The sequence below is a fragment of the Thermogladius sp. 4427co genome (genome assembly GCF_051933805.1).
In the GTDB taxonomy this organism is placed as follows: domain Archaea; phylum Thermoproteota; class Thermoprotei_A; order Sulfolobales; family Desulfurococcaceae; genus Thermogladius.
On sequence record NZ_CP196893.1, the window covers coordinates 579,797 to 602,473 of the forward strand.

A 22,677-nucleotide genomic window follows, 5' to 3' on the forward strand; every position below is an offset into this window, starting at 1 on the left:
CGGTTAGAACCTCTAGATTAGAGTCTGTTAAAATAGGCTTTTACTAGTCTCGCCAAGCCGTGTCAGGTATTTCCTGTGATCTTCAAATGCTTGGATGAGGCAGTCGCGGATTTTACTCCTAGGCATCATCTCGGGACATCTCTCAATAGTGAAATAGCACCTTCCCTCGATAAAGTCTTCTAGGGTGCAGGGTTCGAGCCTAGCCCTATTCTCGGATAGTATGCAGCGGGGGCCAGAGTATTTAAATACGGCTTTATCAAACCGCATCAGCTGATCCCTGATCATCCAGGCAATCCACCTGATCTCCCACTGGGCCCTACTGCACATTCTTAGAGGGAGGAATACTTCGAGTAGTTCCCTAGCGTTCATGCTGACTATAATCCTGGTTTTAACAGCCTGCGGCAGGAGTAGCCTAGCGTCTTCGTAGGAAACGCCTGCTCTAAGCGCTGAGTAATAGTGTCTAACCCCTTCTAGCAACGCTAGGAGAAACCCCTTATCCCCCTGTTCGAGGACGCGGGGCGGCACTATAAATGCCTCCCCGACAATGTTGAGGAGTGTTTGGAAGTCGGGCTCCGACTTCACGAACTCGTCTATCAGAGATATCTCATCGGTATCGCCAGTAGTCCTCCCCATGGTATTACGTATCTCGTTGAGCAACCCCCTAAGGTATTTATCGCTATACCTCTGGCTGAGCTGACTATAGCTCGCATGCCTATGCCTAACCAACTGGTGGCTGCACACTCTGCTACAGACTATTTCGAAAACGTATATACTGTGCTCGAGAGGGCTGCCATGCCCCCTCCTAACAAGCTCCCTAGCCCACTCCTCTATTTTAGGTTCATCTATACCCTCTAGTATGTGGTCGAAGTCTTTCGGCGATATAGTAGCTTTAGCAGCGCTCGCAATAAGTTTACTTGATTCTTCAAGCCTAGCAACAAGCCTTACGTAGGGGAAGTATTTCACTGCCCGCAACCGTTAGAAGAATCATTATTAAAAGGATTAAATCCTGTCTAGCTAGATAGCCACTTCTTAACTCTAACATTGAAACCAAACTTCTTTAATGCTTCGGCAGTCTTATCCAAGAGCTCGTCCGGGGGGTTGCAGAATATCTTACACCACTCGCTGTTCCTAGGCGTAGTAACAGGCTCCCCGAGCAGGGGCTGTACTACAATTATCAGCTTATCTATCTTCGCGAGGTGCGGATAAATCTTACTAACGTAGTCGGCTACAAGCTCAGGCTTACTGAATTTAGCCATAGGTATTCTGAGTTCTAGAGGGATCCCTCTGTCAGCTATAGATTCGATACTCTTCGTGAACTGTTGCCACAGCCTTTTAGTAGCATTAGAGTCCTGCCCGAACATTATCTCCGGAGGCAGCTTTAGATCCGTTGCAACATGGTCTACTAGATCTCTATTGAGTAGCTTCACCAACGGAGAGTACAAGGTTAGATTACTATTGAGACTTATCTTAACACTATAGCCTTCTCTAATGACCTCAAAGAGCTTTGAGAGCTCAGCCCATTGTAGAAGAGGCTCTCCACCCGTGAAATGAGCGTAGTCTATCATAATTCTAGAAGAATCTAGCGATTCAAGAAGCCTCTCTATATCGAGGAGTCTACACCTATCGGGGTCGTTGTTAGCAAGCTTCCAGTTGTGGCAGAAAGGGCATTTAAGGTTGCAACCGCAGAGCCATACTGTGAATGTAACAGAATCGACTACGTCAACTAAGCTTATACTCTTCCAGCCGGCTCCCACCAGTCTTATACTAGGTTTCTCCTCCACTAAAGCTACTGCGTGTAGTGCTTCCTCGTCCAAAACTCCCTCCTCCTAAACGGGTTCCAGTTCTTCAGCGGTCTATAATACCCTATTATCCTGCTCCAGATTTCTACATTCGGGTTCCCGCAGACAGGGCATTTACTGTACAGTCCTGTGAAGGTTCTGTTGCAGGATGGGCAGTATGTTAGGGCGGGGGTGAAGCTCCAGTACACTATATCCGTCTCCATTATCCTCTTAGCAAGCTTTGCTAATGCCTCAGGCTCGGCTTCTTCGCCTAGGAATATATGCATCATTACACCGCCTGTGAAATACTTCTGGACTCTCGCTTCAACCTCGATCCTCTCGGGTAGCTCCATTTCAGCATAGTAGGGTGCTACGCTAGTGCTGTAAACAGGGTTCTCCGGGTCTGGCAGGTACTCGGCTAGCTCGGGGAATATCTTCATATCGATAGACGCCATCTTAGGCGATGCAGATTCGGCAGGTACCTCCTCTACATTCCATGGCGTGCCAGACTCCTTCATCCACTCCCTAGCATGCTTTGTCGCGAACTCGACCATTCTACGCATCACCTCTGCCGCCCTGAGCCAGTCTTTCCTAGAGCCCTCGCTCCACAGCTTCGGCTCAGCCATATATATAGCAGCTGCCTCGGGCAACCCTACTAAACCGATCGTATTGAAGTGGCTTGAAGGGAACTCAGGCATGTACTCAATGATCATACTGTAGAGGCTGGGATATTGTTTCATTAGCTTAATATACCTCTGCCTAAACCAGTCTACTGCCTCCCTGACTAGGCCGAGCCTCTCCTCGTAGATCTCCCAGAACCTGCTCTCTTCTTTCTGGGCCTCTAGCGCTACTCTAGGCAGGTTTACATCAGCTACGTTAACGCTCCCAGTGATATCAGGCATAGCCCATATCCCGCCGAACCGCTGCCTCTCTATCTTGCTCCAGTACTCTTCTTCTGCTTCTTCAACATCTTTCTTGAGAGAGCTGAGCGAGAATTTCGAAGAATTCTTGTAAGCATATAAGAGCTCGTTACGGTCGATCGTTATCCTGCAGCACATCGCGTATGCTGCATCAGGGTCTACGATACGGGTGTTAAGCCAGTAGAAGCTACCTCTTTTAGCAGCAGTCTTGAATACAAGCTCGTGCAACTCGGGGTCGTCCCAGAGCCAGCTCGCGGTTACCATTAGAGTCGGTATTGGGAATGTAAAAGGTTGTCCTACGGCGTCTCCCTCTAGTAGTAGCTCTATAAACGCTTTGAGGAACATCTTTGCTTCTTCTTCGTACACCCCCAGAGGCTCCTGCTTCCTCCCATCGTAGACCGTGTAGTCTCCTTCGAGAGCTTTCTTAGCAGCATTCATTGTCACAGTGAAGTTGGTGAATGGTGTTTGCATGCCTACTCGAGTCGGGTAGTTGAGGTTGAAGAGCAACCTTTGTATATGCTGTTTAACAGTCTTATAGTCTAGTCTATCATTCCTGATGAAAGGCCCGGCATACCATTCGACACTAGAGAAAGCCTGTGCCCCGGTGAAATAGTGCTGTAGGGTGATAAGATAGTTTGCGATATGGTCGACATATGTATCGAAATGCTTTGCCGGACGTGATACTACAGTAAATGTTTTCAAACCCTTCTCTAAGAGCCTGCTAACACTATGCCCCGAGCAGTAGGGTATGTAGATACTATACGGTAGTTTATGGATATATATAATCCCAGCTTTATGAGCTTTGAGAACCCTGCTCGGGATTAGGTCTAGCAGGTCGTTTTTCATATATTCTTCGAGTAAATAGCTGAAAAAACTTGTTGGACCCATGTACCTATTAGCATTCTCGTTTACATCCAGACTATTCCATCTAGCATACTCAATAAGTGGATCAACTTTTTTACTAGTTTCATGACCTATGATCAAATGATCCATAAATAAAACACCTGATCTTATGCCCAGAAACCTTTCTAAAACCTAATTTATTCTTTTAGGAAGCTTATAAACGAGAGATAATCTTGTTATCATATGCAATAATTATACACCATAGCAATAGTGGATCACTTAATTTGGCTATAATGATCCAGATCTGTTTTATATTAATGTTTAAAGGGTTAATAAATTTAAATATGCCTCGTAGGCTGTGATCAACCTTGATGCTACGATCCATGCTGGTAATGACTCGCTGAATATAGAATATTTCTTTGTAGCGATCTCTAATACATATTCACCGAAATCGCCATGTTGGAACGCTCCTATGCCGATCGCATAATTGTTTTCAACAGCTTCGCTTATAATGCTCCTCAACCCCTTCCTCTCACCTTTCTCCCATAAGAGGATTAACCCATTTAAGCCGCTCTCTTTGAGGAAGTCTTCGAGCTTGTAATCCAAAACTTTTAAAAGGGGCTTCCTAGAGCCTGGGGGTACTTCTTTTTTCACTAGTAATTGTTCTATCAACCCTACGAACCTGTTGTAGTTCCGGGGTATTCTAACACTATGGTCTAGCCATATAATCAAGCCCTGGTATGTATGGATATATGTGTTAACCAACCCTCTCCTGGACGCAGGGCTGTCTAGTATTTGGAGAAGAGAAGAGTGAACAATATCGGGCCTACCCCGTTTAAACCAATCCTTGAGCTTTTTAGCAGCCTGGTAGTGGACTGAGATATCTAACAGTATCTCCGAAGGCTTCTTCCCCCTCCTCCTAGCGTTTTTAATCACGGAGGGTTCCTCCCATATTTCCTCCGGGACTAGCTCTAGGCCTGCTTCAAGAAGCAGTACGCTAAGCTTCATCGCCGAACACCTTAACCAAGATATAATAGAGTTCACTACTGATATAGTTGGTAGGCTGAGAACCGAAGGCTTAGCATAGTTTGGCTGTGAGGAAGTCTGTTTTGGATAGGTTATTGAGAGACATAGCTTTACAGAGGATGGGGATCTTATACAAATTGTCTCTCGAAGCGGTTAAAACAGGGGATAAAGAGCTTGCTAGGAGGTATATTGGGATCATAATTGAAATAGCGGGGAAGAGCAGGACTAGGCCCCCTAGGTATATTAGGAGAGGGTACTGCAGGAGATGTCGCATACCTTTAATACCTGGTTTGACAGCAAGATATAGGATAGTCAGCGAGGGTAGAGGGTCAAGGCTGGTTGTAACATGCCTAGAATGCGGGTGGAGAAGGAGGTTTATGATAAAATCAAGGAGGAACTCAGAGAAAGGCTTAGAGGCAAAGTAGACCTGCAATTAGGGAAACGGGGGGTTACCGAGGGGTTTATAGAGGAAGTGAAGAAGCAGCTAGAGAAACGCGGAGTAGTTAAGATAAGAGTGTTGAAATCCTACCTTAGGACGAGTAATAGAGAGGTAGAAGATATAGCTATGGAGATTGCTTCTAAAACCAAGAGCAGAGTTAGGGATGTAAGGGGGCATACTTTCATCCTCGTTAAATAGTCGGGGAGGTTAATTTTAAAATAGTCTAATCCTTAAAACAAGACCTAGGTCCACGGGTGTAATACTTATGGTTAACGTTCTAGAGGTTCCAGCAGACAGATTCATCAAGAGGCTTGCACAATACATAAAGGAGAATATACCAGAAGTTAAACCGCCGAGCTGGTATATGTTTGTGAAAACCGGGAGTTTCAAAGAAAAACCTCCAACAGACCTCGACTGGTGGTATATTAGAGCTGCAAGTATCCTGAGGAAACTATATAAGACAGGCGGGCCGATCGGCTTAAGCGAGTTCAGGACAATATACGGTGGTAGGCAGAGGAGGGGGGTTAGGCCACCGATCCAGAGAAAAGCCGGGGGAGGCGTTATAAGGAGAATACTACAGCAACTCGAGCAAGCACAGCTTGTCAGGAGGACGAAGAAAGGGCGTGTCCTAACGCCTCAGGCGATTGCTTTAATGGATAGGATTGCTTTCGAGATTGCTAGAGAATATGCTAAGGAAAACCCAGAGTACGCTAAATACCTTGCATCCAGCTAAACCTTAAAGAGGATGTAATGAGTATTACTCAAGTTTGAGAGAGGTGTTTTTCAGAATGGTAGCTGAGGGTTTTGAAGACGAGGAGTTAGAGGCTATCAAGAGAAGAAAGCTAGCCGAAATGCAGAGAAAGCTTGAAGAGGAAAGGCAGAGGCGTATCCAGATCGAAGCAGCTCTAAGGCAGATCCTGACGCCTGAAGCCCGGGAGAGGCTGTCGAATCTGAGGCTTGTCAAACCGGAATTAGCCGATGTGTTAGAGGAACAGTTGATACAGCTGGCTAGGAGCGGAAGAGTTAAAATACCTATTACAGACGAATTTCTTAAAAGGCTGCTAGCTGAAATATACGAGTCTACTCATAGGGAGACGAAGATTGAGATAAAGAGGAAGTAGGTATGGCGAGGAATAAGCCTCTAGCTAGGAAGTTAAGGTATGCTTCGGCTTTGAAAAGCAATAGAGCTATACCTATATGGGTCACATTGAAGACGAGGAGGAGGGTTAGGAGGGGCTTTAAACTGAGGAACTGGCGCAGAGTCAAATTGGAACTGTAGAGGTGGTATAGATGAGCGAGAGCCAGGTGCAGAAAAGTATCCACGTAATACCGTTGGCGAGAGTATATTTCGGGAGGAGGATGAACAGGGCTGATAGAGCTGTTAGGCTTATTAGAAAATATGTAATGAGGCATTTCAAACAAGCTGAGAAGATAATTATAGACCCCCGTGTAAACGAGTACGTATGGTCTAGAGGCAGGGAGAAACCTCCTAGGAGGATAAGGGTTGAGATAAGATTCGACCCTAACGAGAAGACGGCTAAGGTAGTTCTGCTAAGGCGTGAAAAGAAGCAATCCTAGCGTTTTTAAACGGTGTCGGTTTTAATGGAGATAGTTAAACTCAGCGTCTACGGTAATTCTAATATTGGTGTTTACATTTTTGCGAATAATAAGATAGCCCTCGTCCCGCCCGGCCTCCCAAGAGACGATCTAAACACTATTAGCGAAGTACTCGGTGTTGAAGTAATCGAGTTTAGAGTATCTGGTAGCCCTCTCAACGGTGTTTTCATAGCCGGGAATGATAATGGTATTTTAGTTCCATATATAATCCTGGATTCCGAATTCGAATTACTCAAGAAAGAGGTTTCAAAACACGGCTTAGAATTAACGATTTTAAAATCTAATATAACGGCTTTTGGGAACGCTATACTCGTTAATAATAAAGCAGGTATTGTATCCCCGGATTTTACAGATACAGAATTAAGAGAGGTCTCGGAAACCCTTGGGGTAGAAGTGTTTAGGAAAAGTTTGATGAATCTCCCTATACCAGGTAGCCTGAGCGTGGTCAACGATAGTGGGGGAGTTGTCCACCCTGATATTACAGACGGTGAGATTGAGGAATTGAAAAAGTTGTTGAAAGTAGTAATAGTAGAGAGGGCTACTGTAAACGCAGGAGTACCATTTATAAAGAGTGGTCTAATTGCTAATAATAAAGGGATAATCGTAGGTGGTGTAACCACAGGCCCCGAGATACTCAGGATCAGGAGGGGTTTCGGTGGTGGTAATGTCTGAGGTTAAAATATTCAGGATCCAAGGTAGGATGTTGATAAGCCACGATAGATATCCAACCTGGCAGAAGTTTACCAAGGAGATCAGGGCTCTAAGCAAGGAGCATGCTATCGAGAAACTATACTCTATATTAGGAAGCAATCACAAGCTGAGGAGGAAACATATAGTTATCGAGAAGGTTGAGGAGATACCGCTCGAGGAATCCAGAGACATGTTTGTACATGAACTATCAAGGGTCGAGAGGTTAGTTGTTAAATGAGTAAGGAGGTTAAGGAGGCGGAGGAAAAAGGGAGTGTAGTAACACTAGACCAGCTTATTGCTAGAGCCGAGGAGTTGAGAGAGTACGCTGGAGCCTTGCAGTCAGCGCTTAACACGTATCTATCCCAGTATGCTGAGCTGCAAATAGTGCTAGATACGTTGAGGAATCTTCCGGAGAACCAGTCGCAGATATATATTCTTCTCAACAGGCTTGGTTCAGCTATGATACCAGCCCAATTAGCTGAAGGCTGGAGTAGTAATGTTATCGTGAATATTGGTTTAAACTATTTTGCGAAGGTTCCTAGAGATCAAGGTATAAGCATCCTTGAGAAAAGGCTTGGTTCTGTCAAGAAAATCGTGGACAGGCTCCAGAGAGACTATAAGAGCGTTGTTGAAGAATACACATACATACAACAGATACTAAGCCAGGTATACGCGCAAATACAAGCTTCTCAGGAATCCGAGAAGACACAAGAGCGGTAGAAGGAATTGTTTCGCAGGCTTAGAAGCGTATTATCTAGCTTCGTAGATAAAATTACGTCGGTAGCTTTCTCGAAGGAGAAACTACTAGAAGAAATCGAAGAATTGAAGATACAGCTTGTCTCAAACGATGTAGTTTACGAGGTCGCAGAGGATCTAGCCGGAAAACTAGCAGATGCTGTTGAAAACAAGCTTGTCAGGAATAGGAAAGAGCTCGTAGAGTATATGAGAAACATCCTGCTCGGGTATTTTAGAGAAGCAGGTAGTATAGATTTAGAATCCCTCGCGAGAAACAATAAACCGTTTAAAATAGTATTCCTAGGCGTTAACGGAGTAGGCAAGACTACGACTATAGCCAAGATAGCTTTCTACCTGCGGGGCAAAGGGTTTAAACCCTTGATGGTAGCCGCTGATACTTTTAGAGCCGGCGCGCAGGAGCAGTTGAAAATACATGGTGACAGGATAGGGATACCTGTTTTCACAGGCAGGTATGGAGCAGACCCTGCCTCGCTAGCTTTCGATAGTATTTCTTATGCGCGGAACAGGGGGTTTGATATAGTACTAATAGATACAGCAGGGAGGATGCACACAGACGTAGACCTTGTCGAAGAACTAAGGAAGATCGTGAGGGTTGTTAAACCGCATCTGAGGGTGCTTGTGGTAGATGCTTTAACAGGGAATGATTCTATTCAACAGGCGATATTCTTTAATGAGAAAATAGGCGTAGACGCTGTTGTGGTAGCGAAAGTTGACGCATACGAGCAGGGCGGAGTCCCATTAAGTATAGCCTACGCTATTAGAAAACCGATAATATTCATAGGCATCGGACAGGATTACAAAGATTTAAAACCGTTCGACCCGATCGAATACCTGGAAAAGATTTTACCTGAGTGAAAGGGGTAGCTGATGGATTTTAGGGAAATGGTTGACCAGTGGAAGAAGATATTTATGCTAGCGACTAAACCGGAGAGAGACGAGTTCGTAACTACTCTTAAACTAAGCTTGTTAGGCCTAGCTATAGTAGGCGCTATTGCTTTCATAATAAGAATAGTGTTCTACGCTTTCCTGTTTCCACAGGTGGCTGGTTAGAAATGTCGGCTGGTGAAACAAGGTTCTATGCTGTTAGGACTGTGGTTGGGAGAGAGCTGGATGTAGCATTAATAATAGAGAGGAGGGTTATGGAGCATATTTCTAAAGGGGAAGACCTCGGGATAACAAGTATCATAATACCCCCGGGTATAAGAGGCTACGTGTTTATAGAGGCTGCTAACCCAGCTGGAATATACAAGGTTATCTCTGAGATCAAACACCTTAAAGGCGGCAACCCTATCCTCGTATCTAAAGAAGAGCTGGAGAGACTTGTCAAACCCAAGCTGGTTGTAGAATCGGTTAATGTCGGAGACGTGGTAGAGATTGTGAGAGGCCCCTTCAAAGGGATGAGAGCGCAGGTTACAAGCATAGATAGGAATAAAAACATGCTTACGGTTAGCATTTTAGAAGCCGCACATGCTATCCCTATAACAATACCGGGCGAGTATGTAAGACCGGTTAGGAAGGGTGAGTAGCGTTGGGTAAGAAGGTTATAAGAGTCATGGTTGAAGGAGGTAAAGCTAGTGCAGGGCCTCCGCTAGGGCCAACGCTATCAGCGTTAAAGCTGAACGTAGGCGAGGTTGTCAAGGCTATAAACGATGCCACTAAGGAATTCGAAGGATTAACCGTGCCTGTGGAAATACATGTAGATACGACTTCTAAGAAATACGAGATCAAAGTAGGTGTTCCTACAACGACAGCACTACTACTGAAAGAAGCAGGCGCGAAACAGTTCACCGGGGACCCAGCCCACCAGAAGATAGGGGATATCAGTTTCGAGCAAGTGGTTAAAATAGCATTATTGAAGAAGGATAAGCTAACAGCTAGGACGTTGAAAGCAGCCGTAAAAACAATACTAGGCACAGCTAGATCTATAGGTGTAACGGTTGATGGAAAAGATCCCAAGGAAGTCCAGAAGCTTGTAGATACGGGCTACTACGATGAGATTTTAAACAAGTATGAGCCTGAGTGGGAGAAAGAGGTGTAGTAAATGCCTTTGACAAAAGAATCCCTAGCACAAGCAGTCGAGAAAGCACTTGCCTATAAGAGAGGGAATTTCAAGGAGTCAGTAGAGCTCATAATAGTGTTGAAAGACGTGAACGTTAAAGAACTAGGTGGGAAGATAAGAGAGACGGTCATACTGCCCAAGGGGAGGGGTAAAGACCAAAGTATTTGCGTAGTAGCCGACGGGGAAATGGCCGAGAAGGCTAGGGCTTCGGGAGCGCTAATGGTTTTAACACCGAGCGATCTACAAGGCATGTCGAAAAAGAATGCTAAGAAGATAGCTGATAAATGCGACTGGGTTCTTGTGAAAACAGATCTAATGGCTATCGTAGGAAGGACGTTAGGCCCTGCTCTAGGCCCTAGGGGTAAAGCCCCTGTTCCAGTACCCCCTACAGCCGATATATCGGCTTTCATAAGCAGGTATAAGAACGCTATTGTTGCAAGGCTTAAAGACCAGCCGCAGATCATGACTGCTGTAGGAACGGTAGATATGAAACCAGAGGATATTGCTGAGAACGCCTTAAGTGTTATAACAGCTGTAGAAGCTAAACTACCCCAGGGGGAAGCCAATATTGGGAAGATAATAGTCAAGACTACTATGGGGGCTCCTATAGAAGTCGGTGGTTAAAATGCCTGCAGTTACTAGAGAGAAGAGGGTACCCGAGTGGAAGGTTAAACTAGTTGAAGAACTAGCTAACGAGATTAAAAACCATAGGTCTATCCTAATAGCTGATCTAACAGGTTTTCCAACAAGTAAGCTCCAGGAGCTTAGGAAGAAGTTTAGTAATAAGGCGTTTATAAAAGTAGTTAAACCTAAGCTACTAGCTATAGCATTGAGCAAAGCAGGTATCGATGCCGAGAGTACTGGTCTAGCACAGTATTTAACCGGCCAGATAGCGGTTATAATATCAGACTTGAACGCTTTCGAGATAAATATGTTGCTAGACAAGTACAAGTCTTACACGTACTATAAACCAGGCGATATAGCTGTAAGCGAAATCGTCATACCCGAAGGGGATACTGGTATACCGCCAGGCCCTATGCTAAGCGTTTTCGGCAGGCTGAAGATACCTACTAAGGTAGTCGGCAACTCTATCCAGGTTGCTAAAGACACTGTAGTAGCTAAACCAGGAGATACTATATCAGCTGAATTAGCCAGCCTACTCCAGAAGCTAGACCTCCCGCTGAAAGAAGTAAGGCTGAAGATTAAAGTAGCATACGACGGTGGCGTCGTAATCCCGGGTGAAAAACTCGTTCTCAACATAGACGAGTACGTAGGGATGATAAAGGCTGCTGTAAGCGATTACCTAAAGATCGGTATTGAAATAGCCCTGCCAGAGCCAGAGATACTGAGGATAGTGCTCGCAAAAGCCCATATGCAGGCATTAAGCCTGGCTGCTGAAACAGCGTTTGTAACGCCGGAGACGGTTGAGTATATTGTAAGAGTCGCTCATTCTAGGGCTATGGCGTTGGCTGCTGCTATAGCAGATAAGGTGCCGGAGCTCGGGCTACAGGTACAAGTAGCCCCACAGCCTGCTAAACAGCCTGCTGCCGAGGAGAAGAAGGAGGAGAAGAAAGAAGAAGAGAAGAAAGAAGAGACTATCAGCGAAGACCAACTCGCCGAAGGCCTCGGAGCATTATTCGGCATGTAAGCTTGCACGTGTTCTCGTAAGGGTTATATTTTAAACCTTTGCATGTATTTAAAAACCCTGTAGTAATACATAAGCTCTAGCTGGGGTGGTGTATATAGAGTACATATATGCTTCCCTACTGCTTTACAAGGCTGGTAAAGAGATCAATGAGGAGAATGTGAAGAAGGTACTAGAGGCTGCGGGAGTAAACGTAGACGAGGTTAGAGTGAAATCCCTGGTAGCAGCTTTGAAAACAATAGATATCGGCAAGGTTCTAGAACAGGCATTAGTAGCACCGGTCGCGGCAGCCCCTGCTGCGCAACCGGTTCAGCAGCCTGCTGCCGAGGAGAAGAAGGAGGAGAAGAAAGAAGAAGAGAAGAAAGAAGAGACTATCAGCGAGGAGCAGCTTGCTGAAGGTCTTGGCGCACTATTCGGCATGTAGTCTACCGGTAGCGTTTTACCCTGTTTAAACTAAGACTTTTAATAGCTTTTTCCTTGCTGAATAATTCATTTAGCGAAGGGGAATTTATGTCGAGTAGTGACATCGATTTAAGCTACTTGAGGAAGTACGGCTACGAAAGGTATACCTGTAAGAAATGCGGGGGTTTAATGTGGAGTACTCTACCGAGAGAGACATGCCCTGACAGACCCTGCTCAAAATACGAGTTCCTGTACAAAAACTATAAGAGAATGAACCCTCTTACAGTCCAGGAGGTTAGAAGGAAGTTTATAGAATTCCTTAAGAGCAGGGGGCATGGACTCGTAGACCCGTATCCTGTCGTAGCTAAGTGGAGAGACGACTTGTATCTAACGATAGCATCAATTATCGTCTTCCAACCCCATGTAACAGATGGTCTAGTAGACCCTCCCTCCAACCCTCTTGTTATAGTACAGCCCTCGATTAGATTAACCGATATAGAGAACGTAGGATTAACGTTTGGCAGGCATATGACTAGTTTTGAAATGGGCGGTATGCATGCTTTCAATAAACCCGGTAAATGGGTTTACTGGGTTGAAGGAGTAATAGACAACACCCTGGATTTCTTCACGAGAGAGATCGGTTTAGAATACGATGATATAGTCTTTAAGGAATCGTGGTGGGAGGGTGGTGGGAACGCTGGCCCAGCGCCAGAGGTGCTAGTGGACGGGCTTGAAGTAGCTACGCTAGTATTTATGAAATACAAGCTAGTAGATGGTAGACGTGTCGAAAACCCTGTTCTAGTAGTTGATTGCGGGTATGGTATAGAGAGGATAACCTGGCTCACGCAGAAGACTCCTACAGGATTTCACGCAGTGTATGGGAAGCTGGTAGACAGGTTTAAAGATATACTATCTATTGAAGAACCCCCTTACGATGTGTTGAAGAGGATCGTGTATGAGACCAGCGATAAAGAAGACCTGGCTCTTAAAGACTTGCTTGAAGAGACCGCTAGGCTGGGTTACGGAGAGTACGTTAGGGATTTAGAGAGATCGATCTACATGTACTCGATCCTAGACCATACACGGACGCTAGCGCTAATGCTCTCAGACGGCATAGTCCCTTCTAACACAGGAGAAGGCTATCTAGCGAGGCTTGTCGCTAGGAGGCTTGTCAGAAACCTTCTGCTAGCTGGCGTAGAATTCTCTAGGGTGAGAGATACTCTCCTCGAATTACTTAATATGCAGATCGATTATTGGAGAGGAGACTACATATATGGCAAGCTCGCCGAGAAGAGAGACTACATCCTGGATGTAGCCTCTATCGAGGCGAATAAATTCCTAGACATCCTGGTAGAGAGCGATTCAGTGCTAAAGAGGATTCTCGCGAAGAAAAAGTCTCTCACACTAGACGACCTAATCTCGGTCTACGACTCATACGGTATACCAGCGGAGATAGTTGCTGAGAAAGCTAGAGGCATGGGGGTTAATATCGAAGTCCCAGCTAATTTCTATTCTATTGTCGCATCCAGGCATTCGGCTCCCCCTAGGATCGGCAAGCAGGCTGAAGCAGCCGAGGCTAGCTTCAACTGGGCTCTAGAATTCGGGGAGACAGTGCCTGTATTCCACCAGGACCCGTATCAGAGGAGTGTTGAAGCTACAGTTCTAGGAGTGAAGGGGCGTATGGTCGTACTAGACAAAACAGTTATCTACCCTAGGGCCGGAGGCCAAGACTATGATACAGGCCGGTTGATCGTGGGAAACGAGGTATACAATGTTGTAGAAGCCCATAAAGTAGGGGGCGTAATCGTCCACGTACTAGATAGAGAGCCCCGGCTCTCCCCTGGCGACAAGGTCGTGGTTGAAGTAGACTGGAGTAGGAGGTATAGGCTGATGAGGCATCATACAGCTACGCATATAGTCTTAGCAGCTGCTAGAAAGGTTCTCGGAGACCATGTATGGCAGGCTGGTGCTGAGAAGACGGTTGATAAAGCCAGGCTGGATATAACGCACTATAAACCCTTGTCTAGTGAAGAGATCGAGGCTATCGAGAAAGAGGCGAATAGGATCATAGACGAGAGGATCGATCTAAACTTTATCAGGCTAGGTAAATTCGAGGCAGAATCCAGGTATGGGATTAGGATTTACCAGGGAGGCCCCGTATACTCGGATACTGTAAGGATTGTAGAGATACCGGGTGTAGACGCCCAGGCCTGCTACGGGACCCATGTTAAGAACACGTCTGAAGTAGGAGGGATTAAGATCATCAGCGTCGACAGGATACAAGAAGGTGTTATAAGACTAGAGTTTGCGGCTTCAACCAGGCTCCCCGAGATAATGAGCGAGCTAATGAGTGAGAAAGAGAAGGCTTTGAAGATTCTCGGCGGGAGCGATCTAGTCTCGTCCGCGGAGAGAATATCGAGCGAGCTCGAGCAGAGGATGGAGTTGTTGAAGAAGTATAGAGATGCTGTGAGAGAGATTTTACTCGAGAAGGGGATGCGTAGATCCAAGTGCGGCTTCGAATACTATCTGATTAAACAGCCTTTCGAAGACGATCAGTTGAGGAAGCAGCTTGTTGAAGAAGCCTCTCTGCGGAGGAAGAAGCTGATAATAGTAGTCTCAACTAATATACTCGAAGCAGCTGTAGATCCTAGCGAGGCAAAGTCCAGGGGCCTGGATCTACTGGTCCTTGTCAGAGAGCTTGGAGTATATGGTAGGGGCGGGGGTAAACCGGATCATATAACCATGAGGCTTTCAACACAGATTGATGAACACATCGTAGAACAAATCGTTGAAAAACTAGTGTGCAAAGCATAGACTATTATTTTAATCTAGGAAAATGTAAACGCGTTCTGGAAACAGGCTTTTAAATCCGTTTAAACCCATGTAAGATTTAGAGGGCCCGTCGCCTAGCCAGGATAGGGCGCCGGCCTTCTAAGCCGGAGGCCCGGGGTTCGAATCCCCGCGGGCCCGCTATCTCCTAGTCGCTTGGTCGAATTCTTACAACTAACGCCTCTATACCTCGGAGCGGTTTCACAAATAGTATTCGTTCTCATACCACAGTGTCTAAAACTAGGAGCAAAGGATTCTTTCAGAAACTCTAGAATACACTAGTCGGGAAGTATGGTGATTAGCGGTTTCATGCTTAGGAGTCTACCGTGGGATGTAGGGACAGTGGGCTAGGACTCTCCAAGTTATGTAGGTAAAAGGGCCTAGTATTCAAATATTCCTAATCTCTTAGACCCGTCTTACTATAGTATTATATTCGATGAAGCAAAGTTTCAACATAGGGCAATACACGTGTATCCTCGGCTGGATTAAAACAAGTGTTATCATGTCCAACACGGCTTCTACTACTTGCGGTTCAGGCCGGCTGTTGAAGCTAGTCTACTATACCTCTCAGATCGTAGAATGTAGCATCGACTATACGTGTATTAACCCACTTGCCGAAATCTACCTTACTATCTAGGCTAGTGCTAGAGGAGATGGCTACTGGGATGTAGTTTCTTAGCCTGCATACCCAGGTCTTACCCTTCTCGGTTACAAAACATTCCTGGGTAGTATTCACATAGCTCTTCTTACTGCTTAAACCTACTTCTTCTATAAGCTTGAGCGCTCTTAGGACACGGTCTTTCTTCACCTGGGTGGGTACCTGCGGCATTGAAGCGGCTAGGGTATGGGGCCTGATACTGTATGCTGCTAAATGGACTCTCTCAAACCCTAGCCTCTTTATAACATCTAGTGTGGCTTGGAAATCTTCCTCTGTTTCTGTCGGAAACCCTACGATTATGTCTGTTGCTATACTAACATCGGGTATTTTAGACCTGATCTCTTCAACAGCATATACATACTCTTCGACAGTATAGCCCCTCTTCATAAGCTTCAATATCCTGTTACTGCCTGACTGCAACGGTATATGGAGGAATTTGAATACCTTCGGATGCTTCAAAGCCTCGACTAAACCGTCTAGGATGAATCTTAAATGCTCCGGGTTCATCATCCCAATCCTTACCATAAACGAACCCTCTAGTTCGGCAATGCTCAAGACGAGCTCTGGCAGCATCCTCTTCTTATAAAGGTCTATACCGTAGGTTCCGAGATCCATACCCGTCAGCTCGATTTCTACAGCGCCTTTCACAACAGCCTCTCTAACGGCTTCCTTAATCCTCTCTATAGGGTGGCTTACGAGTATCCTCCTAGCGTGTTTAACAATGCAGAAACTACAATTTCCTAAACACCCTTCCTGTGCGGGTATCGGCGCCATCCTACCGTTCAGCCACACGCCTATAAGGCCTCTCTCCCTGAGGTCCTGTAATAGAACTACCCGCGAGCTGGATTCAACGGCTTCGTGGATCCTATGGGATGCCTGGGGCGATACTAGGCTTGCTGTAGGAGCTATACTAGATACCTTGTAGGGTTGCGCTTTAGCCATGCACCCTGCTACGATAAGCTTCTTGCCTTTGCTAAGCGATAAATCGTGTAGTTCTTTAATCCTTTTCACCATCCTATACTCTGTATCAAGCCTAACAGTACAGGTATTGATAACTAGTACGTCTGCTTCTTCGATAGAACCAGTTATAGTATGCCCCCGGCTCAGAAGAGTGTTTATCATCAGGGCTTCATCACTCTTATTCAAAGCACAACCATACGTCTCAATATAGACCTTCAACGGCAAGCGCACCGTTGCGTAATCAATTATATAATCTTTACTACACTTAATGAGATAACCGGGGTTATAATGTCAAGGCATGTAAGAGACTATAGGTACGAAGAACTATTGGATAGAGCATACTCGAGGATACCGTCTAGGGCTGGGAGTAGCGAGGTATTCGAGGTTCCCAAAGCAGAGGTCGTTGTCGCAGGAGGCAAGACTATTATACTAAACTTCAGGAAGATAGCCGATGTCCTGGCTAGGGACGAATCACTACTACAACACTACTATATTAAAGAGCTCGGTGTACCAGCTATCATTAACGAGGCTGGGCAACTAGTTCTGCAAGGTAAGTTTAACGCTATAGTAATAAACAAATTCCTAGACGTCTTTGTTAAAAAATACGTTAGATGCCCCACTTGCGGGAGTTTCCATACCAAGCTAATTAAGAAGGGGAAGACGTTTATACTGAAATGCGAAGCATGCGGAGCCGAGACCACGCTGGAGGCATTCTAATGGGTGGTATGGAAGGAGTAAACGTCTATGTCAAAATATACGAGACCGAAAGCGGTACGCTGATAGCAGCATGTGAAGAAAAGCTTTTAGGAGTTAGGCTAGTTGACGAAGAAAAGGGAATAAACATATACATCGACCCTCAGTTCTATAAAGGACGGCTGGTTAGTCTAGAAGAAGCGTTAAGCATGCTTAGAAATGCTCCTATGGGTAATATCGTGGGCAATAGTATCGTCGAACTAGCGGTGAGAGAAGGATTGGTCAGTAGTGAGAGCGTATTAGATGTTAAAGGTGTTAAGATAGCTATGTTCTGCACTCTATGAGAGGTGCGATCTTGAAGTATTGTCTTAAGTGTGGTAGGGAGGTTTCCGAAGAAGACTACGTGAACGGTTTATGCATAGACTGTTTCAGAAAGTACGGTAACCCTTTTGCTAAACAGGTAGAGATACGTGTAAAGCAATGCGTGAAATGCGGCTCTATACTGTATAAAGGCGAATGGGTGCAGGATACTCTAGAGGGCATTATTAGAAAGCATATCCTAGAGCACCAGCACAAATACCTGATCTCGGGGGTAGAACTCGTCGGCCTAGACCCCGTAGGAGGCATACACGAATTCTCTAAAGGAGGATTCCAGCAGGAGTGGGTTTTTAATATGCTTATCAACGGGAAACACTTCGTCCAGTTTACAGATAGTATAAAGGTCTTCATCGAGAAGACTGTTTGCCCTAGGTGCATGGCTAGAGCGAGTAAGAAGATTACGGCAATAATCCAGGTTAGAGGTGGGAAAGCAGCTAGTTTAAGGAGTAGGGTCGAAGAGATTATCAGGAACGATCCGGGACTGGCAGAAGCTGTACTAGAGATAGAGGATGCTCCGAACGGATTCGATATAAGGCTTATAGACCAGTTACCAGCGCGGAAGCTAGCATACACGATATCTAGGATGTTCGGCGGCACGGTGAAAGAGACTTTCAAAAACGTGAAATACGATGCAAGGAAGGGTGGATGGCTCGGGATATTAACGCTGTCTGTTAGAATACCCGATGTAAGCGAAGGCTCTATTGTTAGATACGGGAACGAACTCTGGATCGTGGTGAAACTAGACGAGAAAGGGATGCACCTGGAGAATCTTAAATCGGCTAGGAGAGCTTTCATACCATACGACGAATACTGGGGTGGGAAGGTTGTTCTCGTCGAGAATTATTATATTAAGGGTGTTTACGAGGTAGTCGCTATTGATAAATCCATGGTCTACCTCCTCAATAGGGATACTGGGGAAATGGTTGAAACACTTATCTCTAATATCCCGTTTAGGATCGAGAAAGGGGATGAAATTAAAATATTCGTAGTAGATAATAATGAGTATATCGTAAAAAACTATACGGGTGGTAATACTGCCTAAAACAGCACCTGGTGAAGCAGGTAGTAAAGAACCCCCTCTACCCGGGGAAGGAACCGTAATATGCGGTGTTATAAAACACCTGGGCGGGGATTACGTCTTAGCGAAATGCTATGACGGCCAGGACAGGAAGCTTAGGATACCTGGTAGGATGAGGAAACGCGTCTGGATTAGCGAAGGAGACATTGTTCTAGCAGGCGTGTGGGATTTCTCGCCAGATAGGGGAGAAGTAGTATACAAATATGGTAGGAGCGAGGTCGAAAAGCTTATTGAGAAAGGCGTGATAAGCAAAGACTTCCTGGATGCTATCAGTGAGCTTATATGAGTAGGGAGGAGAGGAGGGAGAAAGACAAAGACCTTTTCGAAACAGTTGAAGAAGTTTTCGACACTCGCACCGTATTGAATGTTGTAGAATTAATGAGGAGGAAGGTTATTAAGAGGCTGGCTGGGACTATAAGCGCTGGTAAAGAATCTAGGATATACCTTGGATATACGTACGACGATAAACCTGTAGCCGTGAAAATATATCTCACAAGCTCGGCTGAATTCAAGAAGGGCATACTCAAATACATAGCTGGAGACCCCCGTTTCGAAGGATTCTCGCCTAGGAATACGAGAGAACTAATATATGCTTGGGCGAGGAAGGAATTCAGGAATCTTACAAGGATGTATGAAGCCGGTGTAAGAGTCCCCAAGCCCCTGGGTTTGTATAATAACGTCCTCGTCATGGAGTTCATAGGCGAAGACAGGCATAGATACCCGTTGCTAGTAGAAGCGTATGAGGAGTTAGAACCCGAAGAACTAGAAATCGTATACAATAAGATCCTTGAAGAAATCGAGAAAATAGTATGTAAAGCTAGACTCGTCCACGGGGATCTATCCGAGTATAATATAATGGTGACGCCCGACCTGGATGTAGTAATAATAGATGTAAGCCAGGCTGTAGACGTAAACCATCCTAACGCGCTAGATCTGCTTAAAAGAGACTTAGAGAGGATAGAGGAATTCTTTAGGGATAAAATAGGGCTTAATAATACGAGAGATAGTAAAGAAGTATTAGAGGGCTTAATGAAATGTCTGGAGAAGAGAAAGGGAGAATAACAATAGGGGTCACAAAACTCTACGAGAATATCCCGTTGGAGAGAATAGGGGTTTTGATAGGTGGTGAAGGAAAGGTAAAAAGGGAGATCGAGGAGAGAACACGTACTAGGATAACTATAGACTCTACCAGCGGCTCTATTATAATTGAGCCAGCATTCCCTTCGACAACAATGTTCGAACTAATGAAAGCAAGAGATATAGTGAAAGCTATCGGGTTAGGTTTTTCTCCTGAGAAAGCAATGAGATTACTGGGCGAAGACCAGATACTTATCGTAATAGAGTTGAAACAGTATGTTGGAGATAAACCGAATCATTTGAGAAGGGTATTGGGAAGGATTATTGGCGAAGAAGGCAAGGCTAGGAGGATTATTGAGGAAATGACTGGAACCTATATTTCAGTCTACGATACCTACGTCTCCATAATCGGAGACTATGAAACAGCTAACATAGCTAAAACAGCTATTGAAATGCTTATAGAAGGCAGAATGCACAGCACCGTATATAGCTTTATTGAGAGAGAGATGGAAAAACTCAAGAGGAGAAGGATGACAGAACTATGGAGGCCCCGGGAACTCTAGTACCTCAGGAGCGGGCCTCGTCAGCATTATGTTTAATACTATGCTTAAACCCGGATTCCTTCTTCATCGGTTCCCAAGGGGCTTTCTACTAAGATATTATTAATTGGCAATAACTGATTTAAAATAGGTATAATTCGGCTTCCTAGCAGTGGTTCGAGGTGCGAAAAGTTTGGGCATTATAGGACAAATCGCCTCCAAAGGTTTTGTCAGGATAGTGCCGAGGCTAGATATAGATTCTATTTTTGCTGCGAGTATTTTATTCCATAATTTAGCTAAGAGGAATGTCGGAGTCGTACTAAACCTTGATTTATCTGTGTTATTGGAGAATAGGAGAGAGGACATAGTTATCCTGAACCTACCACCCCCGAAGGGTATGAAACCTTTTGTAATAAGTCCTCAGCCGAACTCTTCTCTAACAGCCTCGGTTAGTTATGAGATAGAAAGAGAATACGGGATACCCCTTTGGGATAAGATACTGTCGATTGCTGTCGGTGTTTTCACAGGGTACGACATAGGTAGAGAAGGTTTTAAAGGCGTTGAGAAAAGCTTTCTAAACGAGCTTTTAACAAAAGGGGTTATCGAGCAAGACCTAGGTTTTAGGTTCTGGGGCTATAAGAGGGTTAGTATAGTCAAAGCTATTACTAGGACGCTTATACCGCCGATACCAGGTGTTACTGGGAGAGAAAATGTTGTTAGGAAAATCCTAGAGGAATTAAAGATACGCCCTGACACAAAGGCTTCCGAGACCGGGATCGAGCAAGATATGGAAAAACTGAAAAAATTCATGACGTTGCTTGAATCAAACACTATTGGCGATAAATCGCTCAAGGATCGGATTCAGAGGAGGCTAGCTGGATTCGTATACGCTACAACAATTGATGGTGTGCTGATAGATCTATACGAGCTAATAGGGGCTATTTTAGTGTACATAGGACTCTACAACGATTCTTTCACGCATATCCTAATGCTGCCACTGTACCAGAAACTAGTATATGATATACTGAATCTTTATGAAGATATTATCGATGAAATAGTAGTCAAGATTTCGCGTATAATAGAGGAACCGGGTAGAATTATTGAAATCCCGAAACCTCTTTCGAGACCTGAGCCTTTAATTGAAGCCCTGAGGCTTATCCAGCCAGGTGATGTAAGGAAGCCGTTTATATTCTTGAGAGATGGGGATTTTATAACTACAGCAAGCGAGCTCCTGAGAGCGGGGTACCCGGTTGAAGAAGTCTACTCGCATTGCGACCCCTACCAATTGTGCAGGGTTAAGGAAGATGGAAGTATCGTTAAGAGTTGAAATCAGGCTCGACCCCCGTCTCGCGAGGGCAGTGTTTGAATCGCTTAGACCGGATAATGAGTACCCCGGCCCGGATCTAGAAATCAGGGATTGTATTCGGGAAGAAGAAAGCGGGGCAGTATACGTCTTAGAAGCTGTATGTGTATCTAAGGCTACTTGTATAAATACTGTGAGGGGTACGCTAGACGAGGTTCTCTCACTAATAGATATGATTACTAGGATCAGGGCTCTTACTGTTTGAAAGCTTAAAAGTTGGTGTTATAATCAGCAAATTAGCTTAGGTTAGGTAGGGTTAGTATGTCAGCTAGGAAGGGCGTAGTAAAAGACAAGTGGAAACTAAAGAAATGGTATAATGTTATAGCCCCCTCTTTATTCGGGAATATAGTACTAGCTACCACCCCAGCCGACGACCCATTAAAGCTCATAGGCAGAGTTATTGAGACAACAATGTATGATCTAACAGGGGATATCTCCCAGGTCCATGTAAAGCTGTATTTCCAGATAATAAATGTTGAAGGAGAAAACGCTGTAACAAGGTTTAAAGGACATGAGCTAGCAAGAGACTATATGCGTAGCTTGATTAGGAGGAAGAGCTCGAAAATCCAGGGGATATTTGATGTAACAACGAAAGACGGCTACGTACTACGTTTAACACTAGTGACTCTAACTAGCTTCAGGTGTAATACTAGTCAGAAGAGAGCTATTAGAAAGATTATGAGGGATTACATAATGGAGAAAGCCTCACAGCTTACTCTAGACGAATTAATAAACGAGATGCTCCAGGGGAAGATTTCAGCAGAGATAGCTGAGAGGGCTAGGAAGATCTACCCTGTCCGTAGGGTAGAAGTATATAAGAGTAAACTGTTAATGGTTCCAGGCCCGAACGGCCCCCAGCCGGCCAAGGTTATATCACCTATCCAGCAGCAGGCGGTTTGAAAAAGAGGTAGTTAGTTTTAACCGTGC

31 protein-coding genes and 1 tRNA gene are annotated in these 22,677 nt (G+C 45.0%); 27 read left to right on the forward strand and 5 right to left on the reverse strand.

The window, feature by feature from the left end:
- Positions 1-27: 27 nt before the first annotated feature.
- From ACSU1N_RS03185 to ACSU1N_RS03200, 4 genes are all read right to left on the reverse strand, one after another.
- Positions 28-963 carry an FAD-dependent thymidylate synthase gene (locus ACSU1N_RS03185; RefSeq protein WP_440060265.1) on the reverse strand — a complete coding sequence of 312 codons (936 nt, stop codon included), beginning with the start codon at positions 961-963 and terminating at the stop codon, positions 28-30.
- Positions 964-1,010: 47 nt separating this feature from the next.
- Positions 1,011-1,814 carry an anaerobic ribonucleoside-triphosphate reductase activating protein gene (locus ACSU1N_RS03190; protein ID WP_440060164.1) on the reverse strand — a complete coding sequence of 268 codons (804 nt, stop codon included), beginning with the start codon at positions 1,812-1,814 and terminating at the stop codon, positions 1,011-1,013.
- Positions 1,787-3,691 carry an anaerobic ribonucleoside triphosphate reductase gene (locus ACSU1N_RS03195; RefSeq protein WP_440060165.1) on the reverse strand — a complete coding sequence of 635 codons (1,905 nt, stop codon included), beginning with the start codon at positions 3,689-3,691 and terminating at the stop codon, positions 1,787-1,789. Before ACSU1N_RS03195 ends, ACSU1N_RS03190 begins: the two co-directional genes overlap by 28 nt.
- A gap of 171 nt (positions 3,692-3,862) precedes the next feature.
- Positions 3,863-4,549 (reverse strand): 16S rRNA methyltransferase, encoded by a 687-nt coding sequence (locus ACSU1N_RS03200; protein WP_440060166.1) that lies wholly within the window; start codon positions 4,547-4,549, stop codon positions 3,863-3,865.
- Positions 4,550-4,635: 86 nt separating this feature from the next.
- On the opposite strand from ACSU1N_RS03200, the gene ACSU1N_RS03205 reads away from it, so the two are divergent.
- The 18 genes from ACSU1N_RS03205 (at position 4,636) to ACSU1N_RS03290 (ending at position 15,145) form a co-directional block, all read left to right on the forward strand.
- Positions 4,636-4,992 (forward strand): ribonuclease P protein component 4, encoded by a 357-nt coding sequence (locus ACSU1N_RS03205; protein WP_440060266.1) that lies wholly within the window; start codon positions 4,636-4,638, stop codon positions 4,990-4,992.
- Positions 4,993-5,039: 47 nt separating this feature from the next.
- Positions 5,040-5,204, forward strand: coding sequence for a YhbY family RNA-binding protein (locus tag ACSU1N_RS03210; RefSeq protein WP_440060167.1), 165 nt, complete (start codon positions 5,040-5,042; stop codon positions 5,202-5,204).
- A gap of 67 nt (positions 5,205-5,271) precedes the next feature.
- Positions 5,272-5,739, forward strand: a complete 468-nt coding sequence (locus tag ACSU1N_RS03215) for a 30S ribosomal protein S19e (protein ID WP_440060168.1) — start codon at positions 5,272-5,274, stop codon at positions 5,737-5,739.
- 55 nt (positions 5,740-5,794) lie between these two features.
- The gene (locus tag ACSU1N_RS03220) at positions 5,795-6,127 is read left to right on the forward strand and encodes a DNA-binding protein (protein WP_440060169.1); all 333 of its coding nucleotides are present in this window, start codon (positions 5,795-5,797) and stop codon (positions 6,125-6,127) included.
- 2 nt (positions 6,128-6,129) lie between these two features.
- On the forward strand, positions 6,130-6,285 hold the full coding sequence (locus ACSU1N_RS03225) for a 50S ribosomal protein L39e (protein WP_440060170.1): 156 nt from the start codon (positions 6,130-6,132) through the stop codon (positions 6,283-6,285).
- A gap of 11 nt (positions 6,286-6,296) precedes the next feature.
- Complete coding sequence (locus tag ACSU1N_RS03230; protein WP_440060171.1) at positions 6,297-6,584, forward strand: 50S ribosomal protein L31e; 288 nt, start codon at positions 6,297-6,299, stop codon at positions 6,582-6,584.
- 24 nt (positions 6,585-6,608) lie between these two features.
- The gene (locus ACSU1N_RS03235) at positions 6,609-7,295 is read left to right on the forward strand and encodes a translation initiation factor IF-6 (protein WP_440060172.1); all 687 of its coding nucleotides are present in this window, start codon (positions 6,609-6,611) and stop codon (positions 7,293-7,295) included.
- A complete protein-coding gene (gene rpl18a, locus ACSU1N_RS03240) occupies positions 7,288-7,551 on the forward strand; it encodes a 50S ribosomal protein L18Ae (RefSeq protein WP_440060173.1) in 264 nt (87 codons plus the stop codon). The genes ACSU1N_RS03235 and rpl18a overlap by 8 nt, the downstream gene beginning before the upstream one ends.
- A complete protein-coding gene (locus ACSU1N_RS03245) occupies positions 7,548-8,033 on the forward strand; it encodes an ATP-binding protein (RefSeq protein ID WP_440060174.1) in 486 nt (161 codons plus the stop codon). The genes rpl18a and ACSU1N_RS03245 overlap by 4 nt, the downstream gene beginning before the upstream one ends.
- Before the next feature lie 6 nt (positions 8,034-8,039).
- A complete protein-coding gene (gene ftsY, locus ACSU1N_RS03250) occupies positions 8,040-8,924 on the forward strand; it encodes a signal recognition particle-docking protein FtsY (RefSeq protein WP_440060175.1) in 885 nt (294 codons plus the stop codon).
- A 12-nt stretch (positions 8,925-8,936) separates the two neighbouring features.
- Positions 8,937-9,119 (forward strand): protein translocase SEC61 complex subunit gamma, encoded by a 183-nt coding sequence (locus ACSU1N_RS03255; protein WP_440060176.1) that lies wholly within the window; start codon positions 8,937-8,939, stop codon positions 9,117-9,119.
- A gap of 2 nt (positions 9,120-9,121) precedes the next feature.
- A complete protein-coding gene (locus ACSU1N_RS03260; RefSeq protein WP_440060177.1) occupies positions 9,122-9,595 on the forward strand; it encodes a transcription elongation factor Spt5 in 474 nt (157 codons plus the stop codon).
- A 2-nt stretch (positions 9,596-9,597) separates the two neighbouring features.
- A complete protein-coding gene (locus ACSU1N_RS03265; RefSeq protein ID WP_440060178.1) occupies positions 9,598-10,107 on the forward strand; it encodes a 50S ribosomal protein L11 in 510 nt (169 codons plus the stop codon).
- Positions 10,108-10,110: 3 nt separating this feature from the next.
- Positions 10,111-10,752: a 50S ribosomal protein L1 gene (locus ACSU1N_RS03270; protein ID WP_440060179.1), complete on the forward strand. Its 642-nt coding sequence runs from the start codon at positions 10,111-10,113 to the stop codon at positions 10,750-10,752.
- A gap of 1 nt (position 10,753) precedes the next feature.
- Positions 10,754-11,776, forward strand: a complete 1,023-nt coding sequence (locus ACSU1N_RS03275) for a 50S ribosomal protein L10 (RefSeq protein ID WP_440060180.1) — start codon at positions 10,754-10,756, stop codon at positions 11,774-11,776.
- Positions 11,777-11,870: 94 nt separating this feature from the next.
- Positions 11,871-12,197 carry a 50S ribosomal protein P1 gene (gene rpl12p, locus ACSU1N_RS03280; protein ID WP_440060267.1) on the forward strand — a complete coding sequence of 109 codons (327 nt, stop codon included), beginning with the start codon at positions 11,871-11,873 and terminating at the stop codon, positions 12,195-12,197.
- 86 nt (positions 12,198-12,283) lie between these two features.
- Complete coding sequence (gene alaS / locus ACSU1N_RS03285) at positions 12,284-14,989, forward strand: alanine--tRNA ligase (protein WP_440060181.1); 2,706 nt, start codon at positions 12,284-12,286, stop codon at positions 14,987-14,989.
- An 81-nt stretch (positions 14,990-15,070) separates the two neighbouring features.
- Positions 15,071-15,145, forward strand: a tRNA-Arg gene (locus ACSU1N_RS03290).
- Between the two features lie 409 nt (positions 15,146-15,554).
- Here the strand turns inward: ACSU1N_RS03290 and ACSU1N_RS03295 are convergent.
- Positions 15,555-16,841 carry a tRNA (N(6)-L-threonylcarbamoyladenosine(37)-C(2))-methylthiotransferase gene (locus ACSU1N_RS03295; RefSeq protein ID WP_440060182.1) on the reverse strand — a complete coding sequence of 429 codons (1,287 nt, stop codon included), beginning with the start codon at positions 16,839-16,841 and terminating at the stop codon, positions 15,555-15,557.
- Positions 16,842-16,910: 69 nt separating this feature from the next.
- On the opposite strand from ACSU1N_RS03295, the gene ACSU1N_RS03300 reads away from it, so the two are divergent.
- The 9 genes from ACSU1N_RS03300 to ACSU1N_RS03340 all read left to right on the forward strand — a co-directional run bounded on the left by ACSU1N_RS03300 (position 16,911) and on the right by ACSU1N_RS03340 (position 22,650).
- On the forward strand, positions 16,911-17,339 hold the full coding sequence (locus ACSU1N_RS03300; RefSeq protein ID WP_440060183.1) for a translation initiation factor IF-2 subunit beta: 429 nt from the start codon (positions 16,911-16,913) through the stop codon (positions 17,337-17,339).
- Positions 17,339-17,659, forward strand: a complete 321-nt coding sequence (locus ACSU1N_RS03305; RefSeq protein WP_440060184.1) for a DUF424 domain-containing protein — start codon at positions 17,339-17,341, stop codon at positions 17,657-17,659. The genes ACSU1N_RS03300 and ACSU1N_RS03305 overlap by 1 nt, the downstream gene beginning before the upstream one ends.
- Before the next feature lie 11 nt (positions 17,660-17,670).
- On the forward strand, positions 17,671-18,735 hold the full coding sequence (locus tag ACSU1N_RS03310) for an NMD3-related protein (protein ID WP_440060185.1): 1,065 nt from the start codon (positions 17,671-17,673) through the stop codon (positions 18,733-18,735).
- Positions 18,725-19,057, forward strand: coding sequence for a translation initiation factor aIF-1A (locus ACSU1N_RS03315; RefSeq protein ID WP_440060268.1), 333 nt, complete (start codon positions 18,725-18,727; stop codon positions 19,055-19,057). The genes ACSU1N_RS03310 and ACSU1N_RS03315 overlap by 11 nt, the downstream gene beginning before the upstream one ends.
- The gene (locus ACSU1N_RS03320; RefSeq protein ID WP_440060186.1) at positions 19,054-19,833 is read left to right on the forward strand and encodes a serine protein kinase RIO; all 780 of its coding nucleotides are present in this window, start codon (positions 19,054-19,056) and stop codon (positions 19,831-19,833) included. The genes ACSU1N_RS03315 and ACSU1N_RS03320 overlap by 4 nt, the downstream gene beginning before the upstream one ends.
- A complete protein-coding gene (locus ACSU1N_RS03325) occupies positions 19,806-20,411 on the forward strand; it encodes a KH domain-containing protein (RefSeq protein ID WP_440060187.1) in 606 nt (201 codons plus the stop codon). The genes ACSU1N_RS03320 and ACSU1N_RS03325 overlap by 28 nt, the downstream gene beginning before the upstream one ends.
- Before the next feature lie 169 nt (positions 20,412-20,580).
- Positions 20,581-21,714, forward strand: coding sequence for a hypothetical protein (locus ACSU1N_RS03330; protein ID WP_440060188.1), 1,134 nt, complete (start codon positions 20,581-20,583; stop codon positions 21,712-21,714).
- Positions 21,692-21,955 carry a KEOPS complex subunit Pcc1 gene (locus ACSU1N_RS03335; protein ID WP_440060189.1) on the forward strand — a complete coding sequence of 88 codons (264 nt, stop codon included), beginning with the start codon at positions 21,692-21,694 and terminating at the stop codon, positions 21,953-21,955. The genes ACSU1N_RS03330 and ACSU1N_RS03335 overlap by 23 nt, the downstream gene beginning before the upstream one ends.
- 56 nt (positions 21,956-22,011) lie before the next feature.
- Positions 22,012-22,650 carry a 30S ribosomal protein S3ae gene (locus ACSU1N_RS03340; protein WP_440060190.1) on the forward strand — a complete coding sequence of 213 codons (639 nt, stop codon included), beginning with the start codon at positions 22,012-22,014 and terminating at the stop codon, positions 22,648-22,650.
- Positions 22,651-22,677: the final 27 nt, after the last annotated feature.